The sequence below is a fragment of the Streptomyces brasiliensis genome, assembly GCF_014647875.1.
Taxonomy (GTDB): domain Bacteria; phylum Actinomycetota; class Actinomycetes; order Streptomycetales; family Streptomycetaceae; genus Streptomyces; species Streptomyces brasiliensis.
In genome coordinates, this window is the sequence record NZ_BMQA01000005.1 from 178,166 (window position 1) to 199,975 (window position 21,810).

Consider the following 21,810-nt stretch of genomic DNA (forward strand, 5'->3'; position numbering starts at 1 on the left):
TCGGGACAGTACCGGTCGGACAGGTACGCCGGGTACCGTGGACCCGGCCCGGACCACGGAAACACCCGCACCGGAAACCACCGAGGGCCGAGGACCGAGGACATCGCAAGGAGCTTCAGGTGTTCAATGACATAGGACCGCTTGAGCTGGTGACGATCGTCGTGCTGGCCGTGCTCGTCTTCGGTCCGGACAAGCTCCCGAAGGTCATCCAGGACGTGATGCGCACGATCCGGAAGATCCGTGAGTTCTCGGAGAGCGCCAAGAACGACATCCGTGAGGAACTGGGCCCGGAGTTCAAGGACTTCGAGTTCGAGGACCTCAACCCCAAGACGTTCATCCGCAAGCAGTTGGACAACGACGAGCTGGGGCTGAAGGAGATCCGCAACGGCTTCGACCTGAAGAAGGAGATGGCCGAGGTCACGGACGCGGTCCACAGCCGCGACAACGAGGCCTCGTCGTCCTCTTCGTCGTCCTCTTCCTCGGGTGGCCGAATCGACATGACCAAGAAGCCCGAGGACCCCGGCAAGGACGAGCGCCCGCCTTTCGACGCCGACGCCACCTGAGTCCGCGTATCTCCCGGGCGGCTCACGCCCCTGAACTGCACGTCCCGGCGCGCCCCCGCGCCGGGACGTGACGCGTTTCATACGACGTGCGCCCCAGGTGCCACCGGAACCGGCCGTCCGTACGCCCACACGTACCAGGCGGATTCCCAGCAGCCCGAAGGTGTGTGGTTATGCTGCCGAGTCGTTGTGCGGACCGGACGAGTACGCCCGAAGGGGGGCGGGCCGCCCGATCCGACGAGAGCGAGGAGGCGTCCGGGCACATGGAGACGACAAGTCGGGCAGTCGCGCAGGCGCCGGCCGCGGAGGGCGGACAGCAGGCCCCCTTCGCCCGGCGCACGGTCGACGGCTACCTGCTGGCGGACTTCCCGTGGTACGGCCTCGACGAGGCCTTCACGGGGCCGCGGTGGCTGATGCAGGTCGGTACGGCGGCGGACGGCGCCGTCGAGCACGGTTCGATCGGGCACGGCGACGAACCCTCCGTACGCAACGAGTACGTCGCGGCCGCCGCCGCGAACGACCGGGAGAAGTTCGCCGTCGTGGTGACCGTCGCGGCGAACCCCGTACGGCGGAGTGCGGACGGCACGGGCCTCCTGGAGGCCACGTCGGTGTCCTCGGCGGCCTGGCTGGCCGGTGTCGGACTGCTGTCCTTCACCTGGCCCGGACACATGGACCACAGCCTGCGGGACGACTGGCTGGAGCAGCAGACGGAGACGGCGTGGGCGTTGGCCGACGATCTGTCCGGGCCGGAGTGGTCGACGTTGTCGCTGCCCGTGGACGGGGTTCCGGCGCCGTTCCACTACCGGGAGTCCGAGTTCGGGTGGGTTCTTGCCGGTACCACCGGGGAGGGCGTGCATGTGGGGTCGTACGGTCGGGGGATGAGCGCGTATGGTCTTGGGTTCGCCGTGATCAAGGACGTTGCCGCGTACGCATGAGAAAAGGGGCGCCGGTGTTCTTGGCGCCCCTTCGCCGTAGGGACCTGTGCGTGTTCGCGGGTGCGGGTTCCGTTGCGGCTGGTCGCGCCCGCGCGGCGGAGCCGCACATCGACACAGCCCCGCGCCCCTTACGGGGCGCTCCCCTTGAGTCCCTTTTGCCCCGTTAGAACTTGTTCCGGGGCGTGATCCCCAGCGAAAGGCCTGCCAGGCCCCTCTGCCGGCCGCCCAGCTTGCCCGCGATGCCTCGCAGGGCCGTGCCCGCCGGGGAGTCCGGGTCGGTCAGGACCACCGGCTTGCCCTCGTCGCCGCCCTCGCGGAGGCGGACGTCGATCGGGATGCTGCCGAGGACCGGGACCGTGGTACCCGTCGTGCGGGTCAGGCCGTCGGCGACCACCTGGCCGCCGCCCGTGCCGAAGACGTCGACCATCTCGCCGCAGTGCGGACAGGGCAGGCCCGACATGTTCTCGACGACGCCGACGATCTTCTGGTGCGTCTGGACGGCGATCGAGCCGGCGCGCTCGGCGACCTCGGCCGCCGCCTGCTGAGGCGTCGTCACGACCAGGATCTCGGCGTTCGGGACCAGCTGGGCCACGGAGATCGCGATGTCGCCGGTGCCGGGCGGGAGGTCGAGGAGGAGGACGTCCAGGTCGCCCCAGTACACGTCCGCCAGGAACTGCTGGAGCGCGCGGTGGAGCATCGGGCCGCGCCAGACGACCGGGGCGTTGCCCGGCGTGAACATGCCGATCGAGATGACCTTCACGCCGTGCGCCGACGGCGGCATGATCATGTTCTCGACCTGGGTGGGACGCCCGTCGGCGCCCAGCATGCGCGGCACGCTGTGGCCGTAGATGTCGGCGTCGACGACACCGACCTTGAGGCCGTCGGCCGCCATCGCCGCCGCCAGGTTCACCGTCACCGAGGACTTGCCGACGCCGCCCTTGCCGGAGGCGACCGCGTACACGCGGGTGAGGCTGCCGGGCTTGGCGAAGGGGACCTCGCGCTCGGCCTGGCCGCCGCGCAGGGCGTTCGCCAGCTCCTTGCGCTGTTCGTCGCTCATCACGTCGAGCGCGACGTCGACGCCGGTCACGCCGTCGACCCGGGAGACCGCGTCGGTCACCCGCTGCGTGATGGTCTCGCGCATCGGGCAGCCGGAGACCGTCAGGTACACGGTGACCGAGACCGCTCCGTCCGCGCCGATCTCCACCGATTTGACCATCCCGAGTTCGGTGATGGGTCGGTTGATCTCGGGGTCGTTCACCGTCGCCAGTGCCTCGCGCACCGCGTCTTCCGTAGCCATAAGGACGATGGTACGGCGCACCGCCCGGGCCTCGGAAAGCCCGTCACCGGTCTTCTACGTCACGCCCCTGCGACCGTTCCGCCCGCTCTGCCGGAAATGGGATATGTCCGTCGTGGCGCCGCCGGTCGTCGAAGTCCTTGAGCAGGTCCTGGAACTCGGAGCGCATCCAGTCACGGGTCGCCACCTCGCCCAGGCCCGTGCGCAGCGCGGCGACCTCACGGGTCAGATACTCGGTGTCGGCGATGGACCGTTCGTTCTGCTTGCGGTCCTGCTCGAGGTTGACGCGGTCGCGGTCGTCCTGCCGGTTCTGTGCGAGCAGGATCAGCGGGGCCGCGTAGGACGCCTGGAGCGACAGCATCAGGGTCAGGAAGATGAACGGGTACTGGTCGAAGCGCAGGAACACCGGCGCCGCCACGTTCCACAGCACCCAGATGATGATGACGACCGTCATCCAGACGATGAAGCGTCCGGTGCCCAGGAAGCGCGCGATCTTCTCCGACAGCCGCCCGAAGGCCTCCGGGTCCCACTCGGGCAGCAGCCTGCGCCGCGGCGGGCGCGGCTGGTCCAGCCGCGGGGCGCGCGGCCGGCCGGCGGCCGTCGCTCCGGCCGGGGTGCGCTCACGGGCGGTGCCCTCGCGCTCAGGCGCCATCCGCGGTCGCCTCCTCGTCCAGATGGAACTCCGTCTCCCGCCAGTCCTCGGGCAGCATGTGGTCCAGTACGTCGTCCACGGTGACCGCGCCCAGCAGCGAACCCGACTCGTCCACGACCGGTGCGGCGACCATGTCGTACGTGGCGAAGAACCCGGCGATGACGGGCAGTGCGGCGCTCGGCGCGAGGGTCTGCAGGTCGTCGTCGACGAGCGAACTGACCAGCGTGTACGGCGGATCGCGCAGCAGGCGCTGGAAGTGCACTGTGCCGAGGTACTTGCCGGTGGGCGTCTCGTCGGGCGGGCGGCAGACGTAGACCTGGGCGGCGAGGGCGGGGGACAGGTCGGGGTTGCGGACGCGGGCGAGGGCGTCGGCGACGGTGGCGTCCGGCCGCAGCACGATCGGCTCGGTGGTCATGAGTCCGCCGGCGGTGTGCTCCTCGTACGACATCAGACGGCGCATGTCGGCCGCGTCGTCCGGCTTCATCAGGTTCAGCAGCCGCTCCTTGTCCGCCTCGGGGAGTTCGGCGAGCAGGTCGGCCGCGTCGTCCGGGTCCATGGCCTCCAGGACGTCCGCCGCGCGCTCCTCCTTCAGCTTGCCGAGGATCTCGATCTGGTCGTCCTCCGGCAGCTCCTCCAGTACGTCGGCGAGGCGGTCGTCGTCGAGGGCGGCGGCGACCTCGGCGCGGCGTTTGGCGGAGAGGTGGTGCAGGACGTTGGCGAGGTCGGCGGGGCGCAACTGCTCGAAGGTGGCGAGCAGGTTCTCGGCGCCCTGCCCGTGCTCCTCCAGGGAGAACCCGGTCACGGCCGACCACTCGACGGTCAGCGTCTCACCCTTGGCGCGCCGGAACGCGCCGCCCTTCCTGCCCCTTCGCACGAAGACCCGGTCGACCTCCCAGTCCCGCCGGGCCGGCAACTGCTGCACCGAAAGATCCAGGACGGTGACCTCCTCGCCGGTCTCGACGAGCTTGACCCGCCGGTCCAGCAGTTCCCCGAAGACGAGCCGCTCGGTGGGCCGCTGCTCGAAGCGGCGGACGTTGAGGACGCCGGTGGTGATGACCTGGCCCGAGTCCACGCCGGTCACCCGGGTCATGGGCAGGAAGATGCGGCGCCGGGTGGACAGTTCGACGACGAGGCCGAGCAGCCGCGGGGGACGGCGGCCGACACGCAGCATCACGACCAGGTCCCGCACCCGGCCCACTTGGTCGCCGTTCGGATCGAAGACGGGGACAGCGGCGAGGTGCGAGACGAAGATCCGGGGGGCGCCCGCTGCCATGGCTGTGCTTCCTTCGCGTGGTCCTTCGCATGGTCTTTTCAGACAAGACTGCTGCTGATCGCGTTCCTTTCGGGCCTTTCCCGATCACGATTCCGAATTGCCCGCTCCGTGGGCTTCAGGCTAGCCCGTCCCCATCGGGTACGCCCTGGTGAGCGGTCCGGACGGACTGGCTCCGCTGTTGGTCCGCGACCCCGGTACGCTGCCGTACGCCGCTCAGGATCCGTCAGAAAGGCGGCCCATCTGTGACTGCGATTCCCCGGGGCCGAACCCGCCGCGCCGCGCTGCTCACCGCGACGTGCGCACTGGTCGTGACGGGAACGGCGACGCTCGCGGGGTGCAGTGACGAGGACCCGGACGCGGGTACCAACGGTGTGGGCAAACTGCCGGCCGGGAAGATCCAGTCGATGACGCGTGCGGCGGCGGAGTCGGCCGGGACGGTACGGCTGTCGGGGACCGTGGTCACCAGCGGGCGTACGTACACGCTCGACATGCAGCTCAAGGACGACGGCGGGACGGGGTCGGTCACCTCGAAGGGGGCGACGTTCCGGCTGCTGCGGATCGGTGAGCAGCTGTTCCTGAAGGCCGACGCGGGCTTCTGGAGCCACACCGATGACGGCGACGACAAGCATCCGGAGACGGCGGCCGCGGACAAGCTGGGCGGCAAGTACGTGAAGGTGCCGCAGGGCGACCCCTCGTACAAGAAGTTCAGCGGCTTCACCGACAAGGACGTGCTCCTCGACGGCCTGCTGACGCTGCACGGCAAGCTGGCGACGGCCGGTCACCACAAGCAGTCGGGCACCCGCACGATCCGCATCACCGGCGACAACGGCTCCGGCGGCACGCTCGACGTCTCCCTGCAGGGCAAGCCGTACCCACTCCGCCTGGAACGAGCCGGCAACGCGGGAACGCTCAGTTTCTCGGACTGGGGCAAGGGCTTCGCCCTGAAGGAACCTCCGAAGACCGAGACGGTGGACTACGGCCGGCAGTTGCCGACGTCGTAGGGCGGGGCTGCTTCAGAACACCGGCCCCCCGATCCCGCCGCAACGGCGACCGCGGTGCCGAACCGGGCTCAGCCCCTGGCCGGCCTACCGACCCCGTCGCCGAGCCAGCAACCGTGGCAACCCCGCCGGGATCGGCTGCCGGGTCGTCGCCGGGGACGGCAGCGGGGGTGCCGCCAGGCTGGCGTCCGGCAGTGAGGCCGTCGTGCCCGTCGGTGTCAGGCGCAGCACCCGGCACTCCCGCGCCCAGCGCTCCGGCATCGCCTCACCGTCCGGCGCGTTGAGGCGCTTGCCCTTGAGCTCCGCCACCGCCGCCTCCCACTCGGGAGTCCCCGGTGCCAGTTCGGACACGGCAGCCGTCCAGCCGACCAGACGCCCGCCCTTGTCCTTGCTGCGCACCGTCACCTCGGCAGCGCCGCCGTCGGCCAGGCCCGGCAGCGGCTGCTCCCCGGGCCCGTCGCCGACCAGACACATCGCACCCTCGTGCCACACGTGCCACAGTGCCCGCGCGGCCGGAGCGCCCGCGCCCCTGACCCACACGAGACCCGACTTCTTCGTGGCCTCCTCGATGAGGGCCCGGTCGAGCAGCAGCTCACTTGTCATGCGACCCAGCCTATCCAGCGGCCCGGCCGCCGCGGGCCCCGCTCACAGCCAGCCATTGCGCTTCAGCGTGCGGTGGATGGCGAGGCAGAGCGCGACGGTAATGCCCATGATCACCGGGTAGCCGAACTTCCAGTGCAGCTCGGGCATGTGTTTGAAGTTCATGCCGTATACTCCGCACACCATCGTCGGCACGGCGATGATCGCCGCCCACGCCGTGATCTTGCGCATGTCCTCGTTCTGCGCGACGGACGCCTGCGCCAGGTTGGCCTGGAGGATGGAGTTGAGCAGTTCGTCGAAGCCGAAGACCTGCTCGTGGACGCGGGCGACATGGTCGGCGACGTCCCGGAAGTACTTCTGGATCTCGGGGTCGATCAGCCGCATCGGCCGCTCGCTCAGCAGCTGCATGGGACGCAGCAGCGGCGACACCGCGCGCTTGAACTCCAGTACCTCGCGCTTGAGCTGGTAGATACGCGCCGAGTCCACACCGCGCGACACCCCGCCCTTGCGGCCCGGTGAGAAGACCTCCGTCTCCACCTCGTCGATGTCGTCCTGCACGGCGTCCGCGACCGCGATGTACCCGTCGACGACGTGGTCTGCGATGGCGTGCAGCACGGCCGAGGGCCCCTTCGCGAGCAGCTCGGGGTCGTCCTGGAGGCGGTGCCGCAGAGCCCGCAGCGACCCCTGCCCGCCGTGCCGGACGGTGATGAAGAAGTCCCGGCCGGTGAAGCACATGACCTCGCCGGTCTCCACGACCTCGCTGTTGGCGGTGAGCTGGTCGTGCTCGACGTAGTGGATGGTCTTGAAGACGGTGAAGAGCGAGTCGTCGTACCGCTCCAGCTTCGGCCGCTGGTGCGCCTGCACGGCGTCCTCGACGGCCAGCGGGTGCAGCCCGAACTCGCCCGCGATACCCGAGAATTCGGACTCGGTCGGCTCGTGCAGACCGATCCACACAAACCCTCCGTCGCGGCGGACCAGCCGCATCGCCTCGTGCGGCGTCAGCGGCTTCGCGCTCTCCACGCGCGCCCCGTCGCGGTAGACGGCGCAGTCGACCACGGCCGAGGGCGTCGACGGGTCGCGGGTGGTGTCGTACGCGCCGGTGTCCATACGCAGTCCGCCCTTGCGCAGCGACGGACGGGAGGGACGGACGGCGGCACGCAGGTCGCGGATCATCGACATGGCAGGCTCCTTCGCAGCGGGCGGCGAAGCGCGGAAGGGCCGCTGTGACGGCTGGAACTACCCGGAATGAGGACGTTCTCCGACTGCCGATGTTTGGCACGTCCACAAAGCGGGGAGCACCGCACCGTCGCGGTGGCGCGCTTCGTCACTGATGGGGATCAAGCAGAACGAAACGAAGTGCTCTTCCGTGTGAATGACGACAACGCGAGAGGCGGCAGCGAGCGAGAGCAGCTACATCAGCGGCCGGAAGAGCGGGTGGTACTGCACGGTCGACTTCGATCCATCGCAGCCCCACCTCCTCCGGCCGGTCCCCCGTGAGGGACGATCCATTCCCGTACGGGAACTCATCGGCGTCGGGACCCGATCGCGACTCCCCCAGTGCCTCGAAGGCCTGGGGGCATCACAGCGTGCTGCCCCGAACCATCGGCCAGAGTAGCAGCCGCCCGAAGTGTCAAGGCGCCTCTTTGCCCGCTACTGACGAGTTCTATGCTCGCCGCATGGTTGATGTTCTTCCTCTTGTCGAGGCACGGTTGAGCACCGCGCTGGGCCGTCCGGACGCGCGCGCCGCGGTCACCTTCCTCGGTACGGACCGCATCGAGGTGCTGCGTTTCCAGGAGGGCGACATCGTCCGGTACGCCACCCTCGGCATGTCCGCGCACCCCATGACCGACCCCACGGCGATGCTCGCTGACCCGGTCAAGGGCCCCCGCGCCGAGCTGGTCCTCTCCGTCCGGGCCGGCCTCGCCGAGACCGACAAGGTGCTCCGACCGCTGGCCGTGCTCGGCGCGTCCCCGCAGGTGGAGGGCGTCGTGGTGGCGCCCGGCGCGTCCCTCGACGTCGGTGAACCTCTGTGGCCCGGGGCCCCCTTCTCGTCGGTCCTGGTCGCCGAGCCGGGCGGCCTCGTCGAGGACCTGGAGCTCGGCGAGCCGATGGATCCCGTACGGTTCCTGCCACTGCTCCCGATGACCCCGAACGAGGCCGCCTGGAAGCGCGTGCACGGCGCCCAGGCCCTCCAGGAGCGCTGGCTCACGAGCGGGACGGACCTGCGTGATCCCGCCCGCAGGTCCGTCCCGCTCGACTGAGCGTCAAGTGACGGATCTCACCAACGCCCTTGGGCGCCCGGTCAGTTGGCGAAGACCGTGACACCGTCCTCGGTGGCGTGCCGCGGCTCCAGCTCCTCGGCCTCGTGCGTGAGTGCGGCACGCCGTACGACCACCACGACCGTGCCCAGCAGCGCGGTGACCGCCGCCACCACGAACGGCATGCGCGCGTCGGTCCACTCCTCGATCTTCGGCGCGAAGTACGGCGCCGCCGCGGCCGCGAACCAGCGCACGAAGTTGTAGCCCGCGCTCGCCACCGGGCGCGGCGCGTCCGAGACACCCAGGGCCAGTTCGGTGTACACCGTGTTGTTCGCGCCGATGAACGCGCCCGACAGGATGGTGCAGACGACGGCCGCGGTGTGGTTGCCGTAGCCGAGGACGAGCACATCGGCGGCGAGCAGCACCAGCGAGCCGCCGAGCACCTTCAGCGAGCCGAACCGCTCCTGCATCCGCGGGGCCACGACCACCGAGAAGACGGCGAGCAGCACGCCCCAGGCGAAGAACACGGCGCCCGAGCGGTACGGGGTCATGTTCAGCACGAACGGGGTGAAGGCCAGCACCGTGAAGAACGTGTAGTTGTAGAAGAACGCCGAGACCGCCGCCGAGGCGAGGCCGCCGTGGCCCAGCGCCTTGATCGGGTCGAGCAGCGAGGTCCTGCGCGAGGGCTTCGGCTGCTCCTTCAGGAACACCGCGATGCACACGAATCCGATCGCCATCAGCGTGGCCGTGCCGAAGAAGGGGTAGCGCCAGCTGACGTTGCCGAGGGCCGCGCCCAGCAGCGGGCCGCACGCCAGGCCGAGACCGAGCGCCGACTCGTACAGCAGGATCGCCGCGGCGCTTCCGCCCGCGGCCGCGCCGACGATGACCGCGAGCGCGGTGGACACGAACAGCGCGTTGCCCAGCCCCCAGCCCGCCCGGAAGCCGACGAGCTGGCCGACCGTGTCCGAGGTGCCGGCGAGGCCCGCGAAGACCACGACGAACGCCAGGCCCACCAGCAGCGTCTTGCGGCCGCCGATACGGCTCGAGACGAATCCGGTGAGCAGCATCGCCACGGCGGTGATCAGGAAGTACGAGGTGAACAGGAGGGAGACCTGGCTGGGGGTGGCGTCGAGGCCCTGGGCGATGGACGGCAGGATCGGATCGACCAGGCCGATGCCCATGAAGGCGACGACGGAGGCGCCCGCCGTCGCCCAGACCGCCTTGGGCTGCCGCAGGATGCCTCCCGCTCCCGCGTCGAAGGGGTCCATGTGTGCTCCAATCCCGGGCCGAGATAGTTGGTATATGCACATAGTAAGTTAGCTCTGCTAATTAATGCAAACTACATCTACTTCCCCTGGTCAGGTGATACCGCCCGGACGGGTGATCGTCCTTGACGTGGCGGACCGAGGGTAGGACCGTGGGGCCCTATGAGGGGCGAACCCAGTTGCCCGAAGTGTGGTGGCCGGGTCAGGGCTCCCGGACTCTTCGCCGATTCCTGGCAGTGCGATGTACACGGGACGGTGCATCCGCTGCAGCCCGTGATCCCGCCTAGCGTCGAGGCCCTCAGCGTCGTGGTGCACCGCACGCAGGTCCCGGTGTGGATGCCGTGGCCGCTGCCGGTCGGCTGGCTTTTCACCGGCGTGGCCTGCGCGGGCGACGACCGCAGCGGGGGCCGGGCGACCGCCGTGGCGTGCTCGGGTCCCGGACCGCTCGGCGGCATGGGGGAACTGATCCTGGTCGCCGAGGAACTCGGCGTCGGCCTCGGCGCGCGGTACGCGGGCATCGACGGCCCGGACCCGGGGCCGTACATGAACGTCGAGAAGCCGCCCCAGGCCAAGGTTCTCGCCGGGGGCCGTCCGACCCCCCTGTGGCATGTCACCGGCGCCCCCGACGACCGCGCGGTCTTCGCCGGCGAGGCGCGCGGGCTGTGGCTGTGGGCGGTGGTGTGGCCCGAGCAGACGGGGCTGCTCATGTACGACGAGCTGGTGCTCACGGATCTGCGGGACGCGGGGGCTGAGGTGGATCTGGTGCCCTGCGGAGCGCTTTCGCCGCGCTTGCTCAAGCCGTAGAGCGGCACAGTTCGGGTGCGTGCGGCTGTCGGCCGGGTGCGGGTTGTCCGGGGCTGGTCGCGCCCGCGCGGCGGAGCCGCAAATCGACTCAGTCCCGCGCCGCTGGCAGGTGCTTCGCGCCTGTAGGGGGCGCCTGTGAGGTGCGGGTGTGACAGGGCGGTCCTGTCGGACCGTTATCCTTGAGCGTCCCTACCGTTCTGTCCCGCCTGGAGTCGTGTCGTGCGTATCGATCTGCACTGCCACTCCACCGCCTCCGACGGTACGGACACGCCGGCCGAGTTGATGCGGAACGCTGCCGCGGCCGGGCTGGACGTCGTCGCGCTGACCGATCACGACACCACCCGTGGGTACGCCGAGGCCATCGCCGCGCTGCCCGAGGGGCTCACGCTCGTCACCGGTGCCGAGTTGTCCTGCCGTATCGACGGCATCCCCATGCACATGCTGGCCTACCTCTTCGATCCCGAGGAGCCCGCCCTGCTCGCCGAGCGCGAGCTGGTCCGGGACGACCGGGTGCCACGGGCCAAGGGCATGGTCGCCAAGCTGAACGAGCTGGGTGTGCCGGTGACCTGGGAGCAGGTCGAGCGCATCGCCGCCGGCGGCTCCGTCGGGCGCCCGCATGTCGCCACCGCGCTCGTCGAGCTGGGAGTCGTCCCGACGGTGGACGACGCGTTCACCAAGGACTGGCTGGCCGACGGCGGCCGGGCCCATGTGGACAAGCACGAGACGGACCCCTTCGAGGCGATCCGGCTGGTCAAGGCGGCGGGCGGGGTCACCGTCTTCGCGCACCCGGCGGCAAGCAGGCGGGGCCGTACGGTGCCCGAGTCCGCGATCGCCGAGATGGCCGCGGCCGGGCTCGACGGCATCGAGGTCGACCATACGGATCACGACGCCGACACCCGCGTCCGGCTGCGTGGACTCGCCGCCGAGCTGGGGCTGCTGGTCACGGGGTCCTCCGACTACCACGGCAGTCGCAAGACGGTGTCGCTGGGGCGGTACACGACGGACCCCGAGGTGTACGGGGAGATCACCCGGCGGGCCACCGGGGCGTTCCCGGTGCCGGGGACAGGCGGGCCCTGAGCTTCGTCCCCGCGCCCACGTTCACCTTTCTTTTCCGCAAGGCCCTTCACGCATGTTCGACATCGCTGTCTTCGGCTCCCTGTTCCTGACCCTCTTCGTCATCATGGATCCCCCCGGGATCACCCCGATATTTCTGGCGCTGACCGCCGGCCGCCCCGGCAAGGTGCAGAAGCGGATGGCCTTCCAGGCCGTCTGCGTGGCCGGCGGCGTGATCACCGTCTTCGGGTTGCTCGGCCACCAGATCCTGAACTACCTGCACGTCTCGGTCCCCGCGCTGATGATCTCGGGCGGACTGCTGCTCCTGCTGATTGCGCTCGACCTGCTCACCGGCAAGAACGACGAGCCGAAGCAGACCAAGGACGTCAATGTCGCGCTCGTCCCGCTGGGCATGCCGCTGCTGGCCGGTCCGGGCGCCATCGTGTCCGTCATCCTGGCGGTGCAGAAGGCCGACGGTGTCGCCGCCCAGGTGTCGGTGTGGTCCGCGATCCTCGCGATCCACGTCGTGCTGTGGCTGGTGATGCGCTACTCGCTGCTGATCATCCGTGTCATCAAGGACGGCGGCGTCGTCCTGGTGACACGGCTCGCGGGCATGATGCTCTCCGCGATCGCCGTGCAGCAGATCATCAACGGGATCACCCGGGTGATCCAGGGTTCCTGAGCGAAACGGCGGAGCCCCCGTACGGCGTCGCTGCCGTGCGGGGGCTCCGAAGCTTCTGCGGTGATCCGCGTCCAGTGTCTCTGGCTCGTCTACGTCTCTGGGTCGTCTACGTCTTCTCTACGCGGTCTTCGTCTTCGTCGTGTCTGTCGCGTCTGTTACGAGGCAGTGCTCTCGGCCGGACGGATCCAGAGCCGCTGTCCGATGGCGGCGGCCTTCTGAACGATCCGGTTGACGGAGGCGGCGTCCACGACGGTGCTGTCCACGGTCGTGCCGTCGACCTCGTCGAGTCGCCTGATTTCGAAGCGCATGGCCTCTCCCTTCGTCTCGTTGTTCTGTCTGAGTCAACGGCAGGCGCGTTACAAACATTCCCTACGCTAAGGAAAATTTTCGAACGCCTAATTACTGAGTGATAAGTGGTCATCGCGAGACTGACCGGGACCGGTTGTGTTCGCTGCGTGACCGCCGGGACAATGGAGGTGATGAACGACGACCTCTCGGCTCTCCAGGCCCGAATCGACCGCACGAACGAGCTGCTGACGCGCATGCTCGCCGAAGTGGCGAAGACACCCTCGACCCATGCGATCTTCGTCGACGCGGGTTATCTCTACGCCGCCGCGGGCCGGCTGGTCGCCGGGACCGAGGACCGCCGGGCCTTCGACCTCGACGCGGAGGGCCTGATCGAGGCACTGATCGACCGTGCCCGCACGATCTTCGCGGACAGCCGGCTGCTCCGAGTCTACTGGTACGACGGCGCACGGCGCCGCATCCACACGGCCGAGCAGCAGTCCATCGCCGAACTCCCCGACGTCAAGGTGCGCCTCGGTAACCTCAACGCCAACAACCAGCAGAAGGGCGTCGATTCACTCATCCGCACCGACCTGGAGTCCCTGGCCCGCCACCGGGCCATCAGCGACGCGGCGCTCATCGGCGGCGACGAGGACCTGGTGTCGGCGGTGGAGGCGGCCCAGGGGTACGGCGCACGCGTCCATCTGTGGGGCATCGAGGCGCCCGAAGGCCGTAACCAGGCGGAACCGCTGCTCTGGGAGGTCGACAGCCAGCGCACCTTCGACCTCGACTTCTTCAAGCCGTACGTCTCCCGGCGCACCGCACCCGCCTACGACGCCACGACGAGCCGGCCCACTCGCGAGGACGTCCGCTTCGTCGGCGCCCAGATCGCGGCGAAGTGGCTGTCCGCCAGGGGCCGCGAGGCCCTGATGGAGCTGCTGCCCGGCCACCCCTACCTCCCCGGCTCGGTCGACCAGGACCTTCTCGTCGAGGCCGAGGGCCTGCTCCAGTACTCCCTGCGCGGCCAGGCCGACCTGCGCCGCGCGCTGCGGGACGGCTTCTGGGGGCACCTGCAGACGCAGTACTAGTGGTCGTCGCCCCCGCCGGCCTCGTCCCAGAAGTCGGCGATCGCGCGGGCGGTCGCGAGCGGCTGGTCGGTGTTGGGGGAGTGCTCCGCGTTGTCGACGATGGTCCGGCGGGCGCCGAGCCGTGCGGCCATGTCGTCGAGCAGCGGCACCGGCCAGGTGTCGTCGAGCGCGCCCGACAGCACGTGGACCGGCAGCGGTACCGCGGCGAGTTCGGCGACGCGGTCCGGTTCCGTGCACAACTGGCGGCCGGTGGCGATGAGTTGGGCGGGCTTGTTGCCGAGCCAGCGCCGCCGCAGGTCCTCGCGGTCGTCGAGGCCGCCGTCGACTTCGCCGGTGTCCGTCTCCTCCGGCGGCTCCATCGCCTGGATCGTCTCCCACACCTCGGCCATCGACATCACGGCGAGTGCGTCCCGCAACAGCTTCACGCGCTGCTGCTGGGAGACGGAGATCTGCGCCGGTCCCGAGGCCATGAGGGTCAGGGAGCGGAAGGGGGAGTGGTCGAGCAGTACGGCCGCGCGCGAGATCTGCCCGCCGAGGGAGTGCCCCAGCAGATGCACGGGCGCACCGACCGCCTCCACCTGCGCGAGCAGGTCCCGTGCCAACTCGCTTTGCGCGTACGCCGATTCGTCGTGCTCGGGCCCACCGGACTCGAACTGACCCCGCCCGTCCACGGCCACGGTCCGGTACCCGCGCCGCGCGAGCGGCCCATGCAGGGGATTGAAGTCCTCCTTGCTCCCGGTGAACCCGGGCACGAGCAACACCACGCCCCGAGGCTCGACCCCGTCGGCCACGGGAGCGTCGACGACGGCGAACTCACCGCGTGCGGTGCGCAACGCGTAGGCGCGCGCACCGGGGGGCGGGACAAAGGTGGGAGGCCGGCTCATGAGCAGAGGCTATCGGGCGCGGGCGGGGGAGAGGGGGACAGGCCGCAGACGGGGCGGGAACGGGGCGCTGAATGGCCGGAGGGTGTGTGGCGGGAGAGGTGGAGGAGAGGGAGCGTCGTGAGCCGCTGGTCTGTGGCGCCGCCGTGCCGTCGTCCCGCCTCTCACCATCGCACCGCCACGCCGCCGAACCGCCGTCGTGCGGGAGAACGGCGACGGCCCGGTCCACGTGAAGTGGGCCGGGCCGTACGGGTGTTGCGGGGGTGGGTCAGGCCTCCGGGGCCTCCACGGCCGCCGCGGTCTTCCGAGTCCGGCGCGTCTTCGGCTTCGCCTCCGTCGCGTCGGCGGTGGCCTCGGCGGTGGCCTCGGCGGTGGTGGTCGTCGCCTTGCGCGTACGGCGCCTCGGCTTGACCTCCGGCTCCTCGGTGGCCTGCGCCGGGATCTCCGCGGTCACCGTCCCGGCAACGGCCTTACGGGGCCGGCGCACCTTGGCCTCGGCACCGTCGGCCTCGACGGCGGTCTCGGCGGTCGCCGCGGTCTTGCGCGTGCGGCGCGGCTTGGCCTCCGTGCCCTCGGCGGTGTCCACCGCGGCCTCGGCGGCGGCGACCGTCTTGCGCGTCCGCCGCGGCTTGGCCTCGGCACCCTCGGCCGTCTCCACGGCAGCCGCCGTCTTGCGGGTGCGGCGCGGCTTGGTCTCGGTGGCGTCCGCCGTGTCCAGCGCAGTCTCGGCTGTCGCGGCGGTCTTCCGGGTCCGGCGGCGCGGCGTCGTCTCCGTGGCCTCGGCGGTGTCGACTGCAGTCTCGGTGGCAGCCGCCGTCTTGCGGGTGCGGCGCGGCTTGGTCTCGGTGGCGTCCGCCGTGTCCAGCGCAGTCTCGGCTGTCGCGGCGGTCTTCCGGGTGGTCCGGCGGCGCGGCGTCGTCTCCGTGGCCTCGGCGGTGTCGACCGCAGTCTCGGTGGCAGCCGCCGTCTTGCGGGTGCGGCGCGGCTTCGTCGCCGGAGCCTCCTCCGTGCCCTCGGCCGTCGTGACCGCCGTCTCGGCCGCCTCCATGGACCTGCGGGTGCGGCGGCGCGGCTTCTCCTCCGCCGCTTCCGGGGTCACCGGGGCCTCGGGCTCGGTCACCGTCGTCTCGACCGGTGTCACCGTCTGCTCCGCCGACTTGCGCGTGCGGCGGCGCGGCTTCTCGGGGGTGTCCGGCTCGGCCGGACCCTCCGCGGTCTCCACGGCGGACTCGGCGGCCGGCGTGGTCACCGGCGTCGACTCGGCCGACGCTCCGCTGCGCGTGCGGCGACGGCGGCGTGGTGTACGGGTCGCCGTCGACTCGTCGTCGGTCACTGCCTCGGCGGCCGGCGCGGCCGTGGACTCCGGCCCCAGCGCCGTCCCGCCGCGGGTGCGGCGGCGACGGCGCGGCGTGCGCTCCGGACGCTCGCGCTCGGCGGAACGAGCCTCACCGCGACCGCCCCGGCCACCGCGACCGCGCATCCCGCGGCCACCGGTCTCGCCCAGGTCCTCGAGCTCCTCCGCCTCAAGCCCGGCGCGCGTGCGCTCCGAGCGCGGCAGGACACCCTTGGTGCCCTCGGGGATGCCGAGGTCCGAGAACAGGTGCGGCGAAGTGGAGTACGTCTCCGCCGGGTCGTTGAAGTCCAGCTCCAGCGCCTTGTTGATGAGCTGCCAGCGCGGGATGTCGTCCCAGTCGACGAACGTGATCGCCGTACCCTTGGCGCCCGCGCGGCCGGTGCGGCCGATGCGGTGCAGATACGTCTTCTCGTCCTCGGGGGACTGGTAGTTGATGACGTGGGTCACGCCCTCGACGTCGATGCCGCGCGCGGCGACGTCGGTGCAGACGAGGACGTCGACCTTGCCGTTGCGGAACGCGCGCAGCGCCTGCTCACGCGCGCCCTGGCCGAGGTCGCCGTGGACCGCGCCGGAGGCGAACCCGCGCCGCTGGAGCTGCTCGGCGATGTCGGCGGCCGTGCGCTTCGTACGGCAGAAGATCATCGCGAGTCCGCGGCCCTCGGCCTGCAGGATGCGCGCGACCATCTCCGGCTTGTCCATGGAGTGCCCGCGGTAGACGAACTGCTTGATGTTCGCGACCGTCGCGCCCTCGTCGTCCGGCGCCGTGGCGCGGATGTGCGTGGGCCGGGACATGTAGCGGCGGGCGAGACCGATGACCGCGCCCGGCATGGTGGCCGAGAACAGCATCGTCTGGCGCTTGGCCGGGAGCATGTCGATGATCTTCTCGACATCGGGCAGGAAGCCCAGGTCGAGCATCTCGTCGGCCTCGTCGAGGACCAGGCACTTCACGTGCTGCAGGTTCAGCTTCTTCTGGCCGGCCAGGTCGAGCAGGCGGCCCGGGGTGCCGACGACCACGTCGACGCCCTTCCTCAGGGCCTCGACCTGTGGCTCGTAGGCGCGGCCGCCGTAGATCGCGGTGACGCGCACGTTGCGCACCTTGCCCGCGGTCAGCAGGTCGTTGGTGACCTGCGTGCACAGCTCACGCGTGGGGACGACGACGAGCGCCTGCGGGGCCTCGGTGAGGGCTTCGGGAGCGGCGCGTCCGGCCTCGACGTCGGCGGGGACGGTGACGCGCTCGAGGAGCGGGAGGCCGAAGCCGAGGGTCTTGCCCGTACCGGTCTTGGCCTGGCCGATGACGTCGGTGCCCGAGAGGGCGACGGGGAGCGTCATCTCCTGGATGGGGAAGGGGTTGATGATGCCGACGGCCTCCAGGGCCTCGGCGGTCTCGGGAAGGATTCCGAGTTCTCGAAACGTCGTAGTCAGGGTGCTGCCTCTTCTGTGTGCGCGGTGCGAGGCGAGCGCGGGGGTCGTGTCGAACCGTGCCGGGGGACGTCGGCCGCCCTACGGGCCGGCCGTAAGACACGGGACCACTGCCGACGCTCTAGCGCTCGAACCGCTGAGGGTCCCTCCGGTTGTCGTACGCACAGTGCCGTACGGCCAAGAGGGCTGTCGGGTCGGAGCCGATCGGGCCACCGACCGGGCATCCTCATACGTGCGGCCTGTCGAGGTACGGCGACGTACCAGCAGGCGCATTACCACCATACCCCGGAATCCCGCACACGTGATGGCCGATTTGGTCACGTAGTGCTCGTCACAGTGGTTGACCAGGGGCTCTCGGACGCCGCGAGCGGGCTATTGTGCGCTTCATGACGAGCTCTGACAAGCCTGACCACGCCTCCGCCGAACCCACCGGTGTCGCCGCCCAGGACTGGGCCAAGGCCTCGGCCGAGCCGCAGTACCGTGCCGCGGTGGTCGATCTGCTCGGCGCGCTCGCGTACGGCGAGCTGGCGGCGTTCGAGCGGCTGGCGGAGGACGCCAAGCTGGCGCCGACGCTGGCGGACAAGGCGGAGCTGGCCAAGATGGCCTCGGCCGAGTTCCACCACTTCGAGCGGCTGCGGGACCGGCTCACGGAGATCGGCGAGGAGTCGACCCGGGCGATGGAGCCGTTCGTCGCGGCGCTGGACGGCTTCCACAAGCAGACGGCGCCATCGGACTGGCTGGAGGGCCTGGTCAAGGCGTACGTCGGCGACTCGATCGCCAGCGACTTCTACCGGGAGGTCGCGGCCCGCCTCGACTCCGACACGCGCGAGCTGGTGCTGGCCGTCCTCGACGACACCGGGCACGCGGGCTTCGCCGTCGAGAAGGTACGCGCGGCGATCGACGCGGACCCGCGCGTGGGCGGCCGGCTCGCGCTGTGGGCCCGTCGCCTGATGGGCGAGGCCCTGTCGCAGTCCCAGCGGGTCGTCGCCGACCGGGACGCGCTGTCCACGATGCTCGTCGGCGGCGTCGCGGACGGCTTCGACCTCGCCGAGGTCGGCAGGATGTTCTCCCGCATCACGGAGGCGCACACCAAGCGGATGGCCGCCCTGGGCCTGGCCGCCTGACGGCGGCACCGGGCCGGGCGGCCATGGAGCGGGATCGGTCCGGCGGAGCCTTCGGGCTCACGCCGGGGCTGATCGTCGGCGCAGTCGGCCCGCCGGGCGCAGCAGTAGCGACAGCGACGCCGCGGAGACGATCGCGGCGCCGAGGAGGTTCAGCGGGGCCGTGCCGGGACCCAGCGCGCTGTGGGTGATGAAGTCACCGAAGAGGGCTCCGGCCACGCCCGTGCCGAGCACCAGGATCCGGGCCGGCAGCCGGTGCGCCAGACGGCGCACGGCGACCCAGGCCAGCAACAGTCCCAGCAGGGCCGAGCCGAGAGCTTCCAGGATCATGACGGGTTCCCTCCCACACGGCCGGACTGAGCTTCGCGGTCGTAGCGCGTCATACCCGTGACCTGCGGAATGCAATCCTCCTCTGTGCGCAACTTGTGCGGCCGATATGAAATCCCGAAACACGGAAAGGGGCCCTGTGGCCGGTCGCCACAGGGCCCTTTTTCTCCGCGACCGCACGCGGATGACGTCCCTCGCACGGACTACAGCGCGCGCACCCTCCACCGCGGCGCGCGGACGAACCACGGCTGCGCGCGTACGTCCTACAGAGCGCTGAAGCCCACCTTGCGGACCGTCGGCTCGCCGAGCTCGACGTACGCCACGCGATCGGCCGGGACCAGGATCTTGCGGCCCTTCTCGTCCTCGAGGCTCAGCAGCTGCGTCTTGCCGGCCAGTGCCTCGGCCACGACGCGCTCGATCTCCTCCGTGCTCTGACCGCTCTCCAGAACGATCTCGCGGGGCGCGTGCTGCACGCCGATCTTGACCTCCACGGCTATGTCCCTCCGACGGTCAGTGAAGTGCGCGACCTTCCGCGCCGTACCCAGCACACATTAGCCCGGTGAGGGGACGGACACGCTCCGCCCGAGAACGCCAGGAGCGAACAGCGGGCGGGAACAAATCGCGGCGGGCCGCGCCTCGCCTCAGTGGACCTGTTCGGTGCCGTGCAGCGGGAATCCCGCGATGCCCCGCCAGGCCAGCGACGTCAGCAGCTGCACCGCCTGGTCGCGCGGCACGCTGCGGTCGCTGTGCAGCCAGGAGCGCGCGACGACCTGGGCGAGTCCGCCGAGGCCGGAGGCGAGCAGCATCGACTCGGCACGCGAGAGGCCGGTGTCCTCGGCGATGACGTCGCAGATCGCCTCGGCGCAGTCGTTGGTGACCTTGTCGACGCGCTCGCGCACCGCGGGCTCGTTCGTCAGGTCCGACTCGAAGACCAGGCGGAAAGCACCGCCGTCGTCCTCGACGTACGCGAAGTAGGCGTCCATGGTCGCCCGCACGCGCTGCTTGTTGTCGGTCGTCGACGCGAGCGCGTTCCGTACGGACTGGATCAGCGCCTCGCAGTGCTGGTCCAGCAGCGCCAGGTAGAGGTCGAGCTTGCCCGGGAAGTGCTGGTAGAGCACCGGCTTGCTGACGCCGGCGCGCTCGGCGATGTCGTCCATCGCTGCCGCGTGGTAGCCCTGGGCCACGAAGACTTCCTGGGCGGCGCCCAGCAGTTGGTTCCGCCGGGCTCGGCGCGGCAGGCGAGTGCCCCGCGGGCGTGCCGCCTCTGTCTGCTCGATGGCTGTCACGCCGCCTCCCAATGTCGTCCACGTGCGGTGTGCGCCGCTCGGCCATCGTACTTTTCGGTAACCGTGGTGTGCGCGGTGCGAGCGCAGAATTTCACGTACCGGACGGCGGGCGAAAGCCGGACCCGACTCCCTGAACGGGGACAGGTCACTCCCCGTGTCCTCGCCGGTGTCAGCGGTAGTCGTCCTCGTCGAGGGAGACGACACGCGCCTGCTCGATGAGGTCGGCCTCGTTCGCGCGGTCCGCGTCGACGCCGGTCAGAGGTTCGTCGCGGTCCTCGGAAACGTCCGCATGCTGCTCCGCCGCGTCGTTCTCGGGGGCCTCGACGTCGATCTCCGGAACCTCGTCGACCTGCAGGTCCTCGAGCGTCTCGGGATCGCTGGGGTCATAGGCCATGGTGGGCTCCCTTCCTACGAACGTCCCTGGAAGAAGCAGGGGCCACACGGGTGCCCTCAGTACGAGCGTAGGAGACACCCGATGCCGACGCTATGCCATCGGCCTCCGTTCGCTGTGGGCGTCGCCCATGATGATGCCCACAATGTGTGACGGCGAACACATGAGTCGCAGCGTGATCGTCTCGTAACATTGCCGCATGTCTTCGACCGAGCTGCCGTCCGTGCCGGCCACCACCCATGTCCTTCCCAAGGTGGCGCTCGTCAGGGTCGCGGAGGGCGAGCGGCTGCGGTCGGTGGGGCTGCCGGGGGTGACGCTGTCGATCCGGTCGCGACCACCCGCGCGCGAGGGGCTGCCGCCGGCGCTGTACCTCCACGGGCTCGGCGGTTCCTCGCAGAACTGGTCGACGCTGATGCAGGAGCTCGACGGTCTCGTCGACGGCGAGGCGGTCGACCTTCCGGGCTTCGGCGACTCCCCGCCGCCGGACGACGGCGACTACTCGGTCACCGGGCACGCGCGCGCGGTGATCCGCTACCTCGACGCGGCCGGGCGCGGTCCGGTGCATCTGTTCGGCAACTCACTGGGCGGCGCGGTCGCCACGCGCGTGTCCGCGGTCCGTCCGGATCTCGTACGGACCCTCACGCTGATCTCTCCCGCGCTGCCGGAGCTGCGCGTGCAGCGCACCGCCGTGCCCACGGCCCTGCTGGGCCTGCCGGGAGTGTCCGCGCTGTTCACGCGCTTCACCCGAGAGTGGACGGCCGAGCAGCGCGTCCGCGGGGTGCTGGGGCTGTGCTACGGCGACCCCGGGCGCGTCACGCCGGAGGCGTTCCAGCACGCGGTGGAGGAGCTGGAGCGGCGGCTGCAACTGCCGTACTTCTGGGACGTGATGGCGCGTTCCGCGCGCGGGCTGGTGAACGCGTACACGCTGGGCGGCCAGCACGGGCTGTGGCGCCAGGCCGAGCGCGTCCTCGCCCCGACCCTCCTGATCTACGGCGGCCGCGACCAGCTCGTCGGCTACCGGATGGCCCGGAAGGCGGCGCGTTCCTTCCGCGAGTCCCGCCTCCTGTCCCTGCCGGACGCCGGGCACGTCGCGATGATGGAGTACCCGGAGACGGTGGCCGGGGCGTTCCGGGAACTGCTTGTGGACGTGGGGGAGTTGGCGGGGGTGCCGGGATCGGGGACGCCGGGGCCGGGGGGTTCCGGCGCGACCGGCAACGACGCCGGGGGCTCGGGATCCGCTGCGGGTGCTGGTTCCGGTACGGGCGCGGGGAGCTGAGGGGCGAC

Annotated in this window: 23 protein-coding genes; 10 read left to right on the forward strand and 13 right to left on the reverse strand. The window is 70.7% G+C overall.

What is annotated here, in order from left to right:
* Positions 1–119 precede the first annotated feature (119 nt).
* Together IEZ19_RS10220 and IEZ19_RS10225 are read left to right on the forward strand one after the other, a co-directional pair.
* Positions 120–563 carry a sec-independent translocase gene (locus IEZ19_RS10220; RefSeq protein ID WP_189310796.1) on the forward strand — a complete coding sequence of 148 codons (444 nt, stop codon included), beginning with the start codon at positions 120–122 and terminating at the stop codon, positions 561–563.
* A 260-nt stretch (positions 564–823) separates the two neighbouring features.
* Positions 824–1,495 carry a hypothetical protein gene (locus tag IEZ19_RS10225; RefSeq protein WP_189310797.1) on the forward strand — a complete coding sequence of 224 codons (672 nt, stop codon included), beginning with the start codon at positions 824–826 and terminating at the stop codon, positions 1,493–1,495.
* Between the two features lie 163 nt (positions 1,496–1,658).
* Here the strand turns inward: IEZ19_RS10225 and IEZ19_RS10230 are convergent, their stop codons facing one another.
* From IEZ19_RS10230 to IEZ19_RS10240, 3 genes are read right to left on the reverse strand one after another with little or no spacing between them, the layout of a single operon-like run.
* The gene (locus IEZ19_RS10230; protein ID WP_189310798.1) at positions 1,659–2,792 is read right to left on the reverse strand and encodes an Mrp/NBP35 family ATP-binding protein; all 1,134 of its coding nucleotides are present in this window, start codon (positions 2,790–2,792) and stop codon (positions 1,659–1,661) included.
* A 43-nt stretch (positions 2,793–2,835) separates the two neighbouring features.
* Positions 2,836–3,441, reverse strand: coding sequence for a DUF1003 domain-containing protein (locus tag IEZ19_RS10235; protein WP_189310799.1), 606 nt, complete (start codon positions 3,439–3,441; stop codon positions 2,836–2,838).
* Positions 3,431–4,714, reverse strand: a complete 1,284-nt coding sequence (locus IEZ19_RS10240; protein ID WP_189310800.1) for a magnesium transporter MgtE N-terminal domain-containing protein — start codon at positions 4,712–4,714, stop codon at positions 3,431–3,433. The genes IEZ19_RS10235 and IEZ19_RS10240 overlap by 11 nt, the downstream gene beginning before the upstream one ends.
* Before the next feature lie 242 nt (positions 4,715–4,956).
* On the opposite strand from IEZ19_RS10240, the gene IEZ19_RS10245 reads away from it, so the two are divergent.
* Entirely contained in the window at positions 4,957–5,715 is a 759-nt protein-coding gene (locus tag IEZ19_RS10245; RefSeq protein ID WP_189310801.1) for a hypothetical protein, read from the forward strand.
* A gap of 84 nt (positions 5,716–5,799) precedes the next feature.
* Here IEZ19_RS10245 and IEZ19_RS10250 read toward each other — a convergent pair whose 3' ends face one another.
* On the reverse strand, positions 5,800–6,315 hold the full coding sequence (locus tag IEZ19_RS10250) for a hypothetical protein (RefSeq protein ID WP_189310802.1): 516 nt from the start codon (positions 6,313–6,315) through the stop codon (positions 5,800–5,802).
* A gap of 42 nt (positions 6,316–6,357) precedes the next feature.
* Positions 6,358–7,491 carry a magnesium and cobalt transport protein CorA gene (locus IEZ19_RS10255; protein ID WP_189310803.1) on the reverse strand — a complete coding sequence of 378 codons (1,134 nt, stop codon included), beginning with the start codon at positions 7,489–7,491 and terminating at the stop codon, positions 6,358–6,360.
* Between the two features lie 497 nt (positions 7,492–7,988).
* Between IEZ19_RS10255 and IEZ19_RS10260 the strand changes: the two genes are divergently transcribed.
* Positions 7,989–8,573, forward strand: coding sequence for a suppressor of fused domain protein (locus IEZ19_RS10260; RefSeq protein ID WP_189310804.1), 585 nt, complete (start codon positions 7,989–7,991; stop codon positions 8,571–8,573).
* A gap of 41 nt (positions 8,574–8,614) precedes the next feature.
* Here IEZ19_RS10260 and IEZ19_RS10265 read toward each other — a convergent pair whose 3' ends face one another.
* Positions 8,615–9,838, reverse strand: coding sequence for an MFS transporter (locus IEZ19_RS10265; protein ID WP_189310805.1), 1,224 nt, complete (start codon positions 9,836–9,838; stop codon positions 8,615–8,617).
* A gap of 159 nt (positions 9,839–9,997) precedes the next feature.
* Here IEZ19_RS10265 and IEZ19_RS10270 point away from each other — a divergent pair, with 159 nt between their 5' ends.
* From IEZ19_RS10270 to IEZ19_RS10280, 3 genes are all read left to right on the forward strand, one after another.
* On the forward strand, positions 9,998–10,639 hold the full coding sequence (locus IEZ19_RS10270; protein WP_189310806.1) for a DUF6758 family protein: 642 nt from the start codon (positions 9,998–10,000) through the stop codon (positions 10,637–10,639).
* A gap of 219 nt (positions 10,640–10,858) precedes the next feature.
* Positions 10,859–11,716 (forward strand): PHP domain-containing protein, encoded by an 858-nt coding sequence (locus IEZ19_RS10275; protein ID WP_189310807.1) that lies wholly within the window; start codon positions 10,859–10,861, stop codon positions 11,714–11,716.
* A 52-nt stretch (positions 11,717–11,768) separates the two neighbouring features.
* On the forward strand, positions 11,769–12,374 hold the full coding sequence (locus tag IEZ19_RS10280) for a MarC family protein (RefSeq protein WP_189310808.1): 606 nt from the start codon (positions 11,769–11,771) through the stop codon (positions 12,372–12,374).
* 155 nt (positions 12,375–12,529) lie between these two features.
* Here the strand turns inward: IEZ19_RS10280 and IEZ19_RS10285 are convergent, their stop codons facing one another.
* Positions 12,530–12,682, reverse strand: a complete 153-nt coding sequence (locus IEZ19_RS10285; RefSeq protein ID WP_189310809.1) for a DUF8834 family protein — start codon at positions 12,680–12,682, stop codon at positions 12,530–12,532.
* 171 nt (positions 12,683–12,853) lie between these two features.
* Here IEZ19_RS10285 and IEZ19_RS10290 point away from each other — a divergent pair, with 171 nt between their 5' ends.
* A complete protein-coding gene (locus IEZ19_RS10290; RefSeq protein WP_189310810.1) occupies positions 12,854–13,747 on the forward strand; it encodes an NYN domain-containing protein in 894 nt (297 codons plus the stop codon).
* Here IEZ19_RS10290 and IEZ19_RS10295 read toward each other — a convergent pair.
* Both IEZ19_RS10295 and IEZ19_RS10300 read right to left on the reverse strand, forming a co-directional pair.
* Positions 13,744–14,631, reverse strand: coding sequence for an alpha/beta fold hydrolase (locus IEZ19_RS10295; protein WP_189310811.1), 888 nt, complete (start codon positions 14,629–14,631; stop codon positions 13,744–13,746). The genes IEZ19_RS10290 and IEZ19_RS10295 overlap by 4 nt on opposite strands.
* A gap of 265 nt (positions 14,632–14,896) precedes the next feature.
* Positions 14,897–17,311, reverse strand: coding sequence for a DEAD/DEAH box helicase (locus tag IEZ19_RS10300; RefSeq protein WP_189310812.1), 2,415 nt, complete (start codon positions 17,309–17,311; stop codon positions 14,897–14,899).
* Positions 17,312–17,778: 467 nt separating this feature from the next.
* On the opposite strand from IEZ19_RS10300, the gene IEZ19_RS10305 reads away from it, so the two are divergent.
* Positions 17,779–18,525 carry a ferritin-like fold-containing protein gene (locus IEZ19_RS10305; RefSeq protein WP_373296942.1) on the forward strand — a complete coding sequence of 249 codons (747 nt, stop codon included), beginning with the start codon at positions 17,779–17,781 and terminating at the stop codon, positions 18,523–18,525.
* Positions 18,526–18,582: 57 nt separating this feature from the next.
* Here IEZ19_RS10305 and IEZ19_RS10310 read toward each other — a convergent pair whose 3' ends face one another.
* From IEZ19_RS10310 to IEZ19_RS10325, 4 genes are all read right to left on the reverse strand, one after another.
* Positions 18,583–18,852 (reverse strand): hypothetical protein, encoded by a 270-nt coding sequence (locus IEZ19_RS10310; protein ID WP_189310814.1) that lies wholly within the window; start codon positions 18,850–18,852, stop codon positions 18,583–18,585.
* A 260-nt stretch (positions 18,853–19,112) separates the two neighbouring features.
* Complete coding sequence (locus IEZ19_RS10315) at positions 19,113–19,340, reverse strand: DUF3107 domain-containing protein (protein WP_189310815.1); 228 nt, start codon at positions 19,338–19,340, stop codon at positions 19,113–19,115.
* 150 nt (positions 19,341–19,490) lie between these two features.
* The gene (locus IEZ19_RS10320) at positions 19,491–20,135 is read right to left on the reverse strand and encodes a TetR/AcrR family transcriptional regulator (RefSeq protein ID WP_189310816.1); all 645 of its coding nucleotides are present in this window, start codon (positions 20,133–20,135) and stop codon (positions 19,491–19,493) included.
* A 169-nt stretch (positions 20,136–20,304) separates the two neighbouring features.
* The gene (locus tag IEZ19_RS10325; protein WP_189310817.1) at positions 20,305–20,529 is read right to left on the reverse strand and encodes an Rv3202a family protein; all 225 of its coding nucleotides are present in this window, start codon (positions 20,527–20,529) and stop codon (positions 20,305–20,307) included.
* 196 nt (positions 20,530–20,725) lie between these two features.
* On the opposite strand from IEZ19_RS10325, the gene IEZ19_RS10330 reads away from it, so the two are divergent.
* A complete protein-coding gene (locus IEZ19_RS10330; protein ID WP_189310818.1) occupies positions 20,726–21,802 on the forward strand; it encodes an alpha/beta fold hydrolase in 1,077 nt (358 codons plus the stop codon).
* Positions 21,803–21,810: the final 8 nt, after the last annotated feature.

Bases quoted from the DNA above. Each gene is read 5' to 3' on its own strand.
- IEZ19_RS10300 (WP_189310812.1), bottom strand. From the start codon at position 17,311: ATGACGCTCCCCGTCGCCCTCTCGGGCACCGACGTCATCGGCCAGGCC.
- IEZ19_RS10310 (WP_189310814.1), bottom strand. From the start codon at position 18,852: ATGATCCTGGAAGCTCTCGGCTCGGCCCTGCTGGGACTGTTGCTGGCC.
- IEZ19_RS10235 (WP_189310799.1), bottom strand. From the start codon at position 3,441: ATGGCGCCTGAGCGCGAGGGCACCGCCCGTGAGCGCACCCCGGCCGGA.
- IEZ19_RS10280 (WP_189310808.1), top strand. From the start codon at position 11,769: ATGTTCGACATCGCTGTCTTCGGCTCCCTGTTCCTGACCCTCTTCGTC.
- IEZ19_RS10295 (WP_189310811.1), bottom strand. From the start codon at position 14,631: ATGAGCCGGCCTCCCACCTTTGTCCCGCCCCCCGGTGCGCGCGCCTAC.
- IEZ19_RS10230 (WP_189310798.1), bottom strand. From the start codon at position 2,792: ATGGCTACGGAAGACGCGGTGCGCGAGGCACTGGCGACGGTGAACGAC.
- IEZ19_RS10255 (WP_189310803.1), bottom strand. From the start codon at position 7,491: ATGTCGATGATCCGCGACCTGCGTGCCGCCGTCCGTCCCTCCCGTCCG.
- IEZ19_RS10330 (WP_189310818.1), top strand. From the start codon at position 20,726: ATGTCTTCGACCGAGCTGCCGTCCGTGCCGGCCACCACCCATGTCCTT.
- IEZ19_RS10265 (WP_189310805.1), bottom strand. From the start codon at position 9,838: ATGGACCCCTTCGACGCGGGAGCGGGAGGCATCCTGCGGCAGCCCAAG.
- IEZ19_RS10270 (WP_189310806.1), top strand. From the start codon at position 9,998: ATGAGGGGCGAACCCAGTTGCCCGAAGTGTGGTGGCCGGGTCAGGGCT.
- IEZ19_RS10285 (WP_189310809.1), bottom strand. From the start codon at position 12,682: ATGCGCTTCGAAATCAGGCGACTCGACGAGGTCGACGGCACGACCGTG.
- IEZ19_RS10250 (WP_189310802.1), bottom strand. From the start codon at position 6,315: ATGACAAGTGAGCTGCTGCTCGACCGGGCCCTCATCGAGGAGGCCACG.
- IEZ19_RS10260 (WP_189310804.1), top strand. From the start codon at position 7,989: ATGGTTGATGTTCTTCCTCTTGTCGAGGCACGGTTGAGCACCGCGCTG.
- IEZ19_RS10225 (WP_189310797.1), top strand. From the start codon at position 824: ATGGAGACGACAAGTCGGGCAGTCGCGCAGGCGCCGGCCGCGGAGGGC.
- IEZ19_RS10240 (WP_189310800.1), bottom strand. From the start codon at position 4,714: ATGGCAGCGGGCGCCCCCCGGATCTTCGTCTCGCACCTCGCCGCTGTC.
- IEZ19_RS10290 (WP_189310810.1), top strand. From the start codon at position 12,854: ATGAACGACGACCTCTCGGCTCTCCAGGCCCGAATCGACCGCACGAAC.
- IEZ19_RS10325 (WP_189310817.1), bottom strand. From the start codon at position 20,529: ATGGCCTATGACCCCAGCGATCCCGAGACGCTCGAGGACCTGCAGGTC.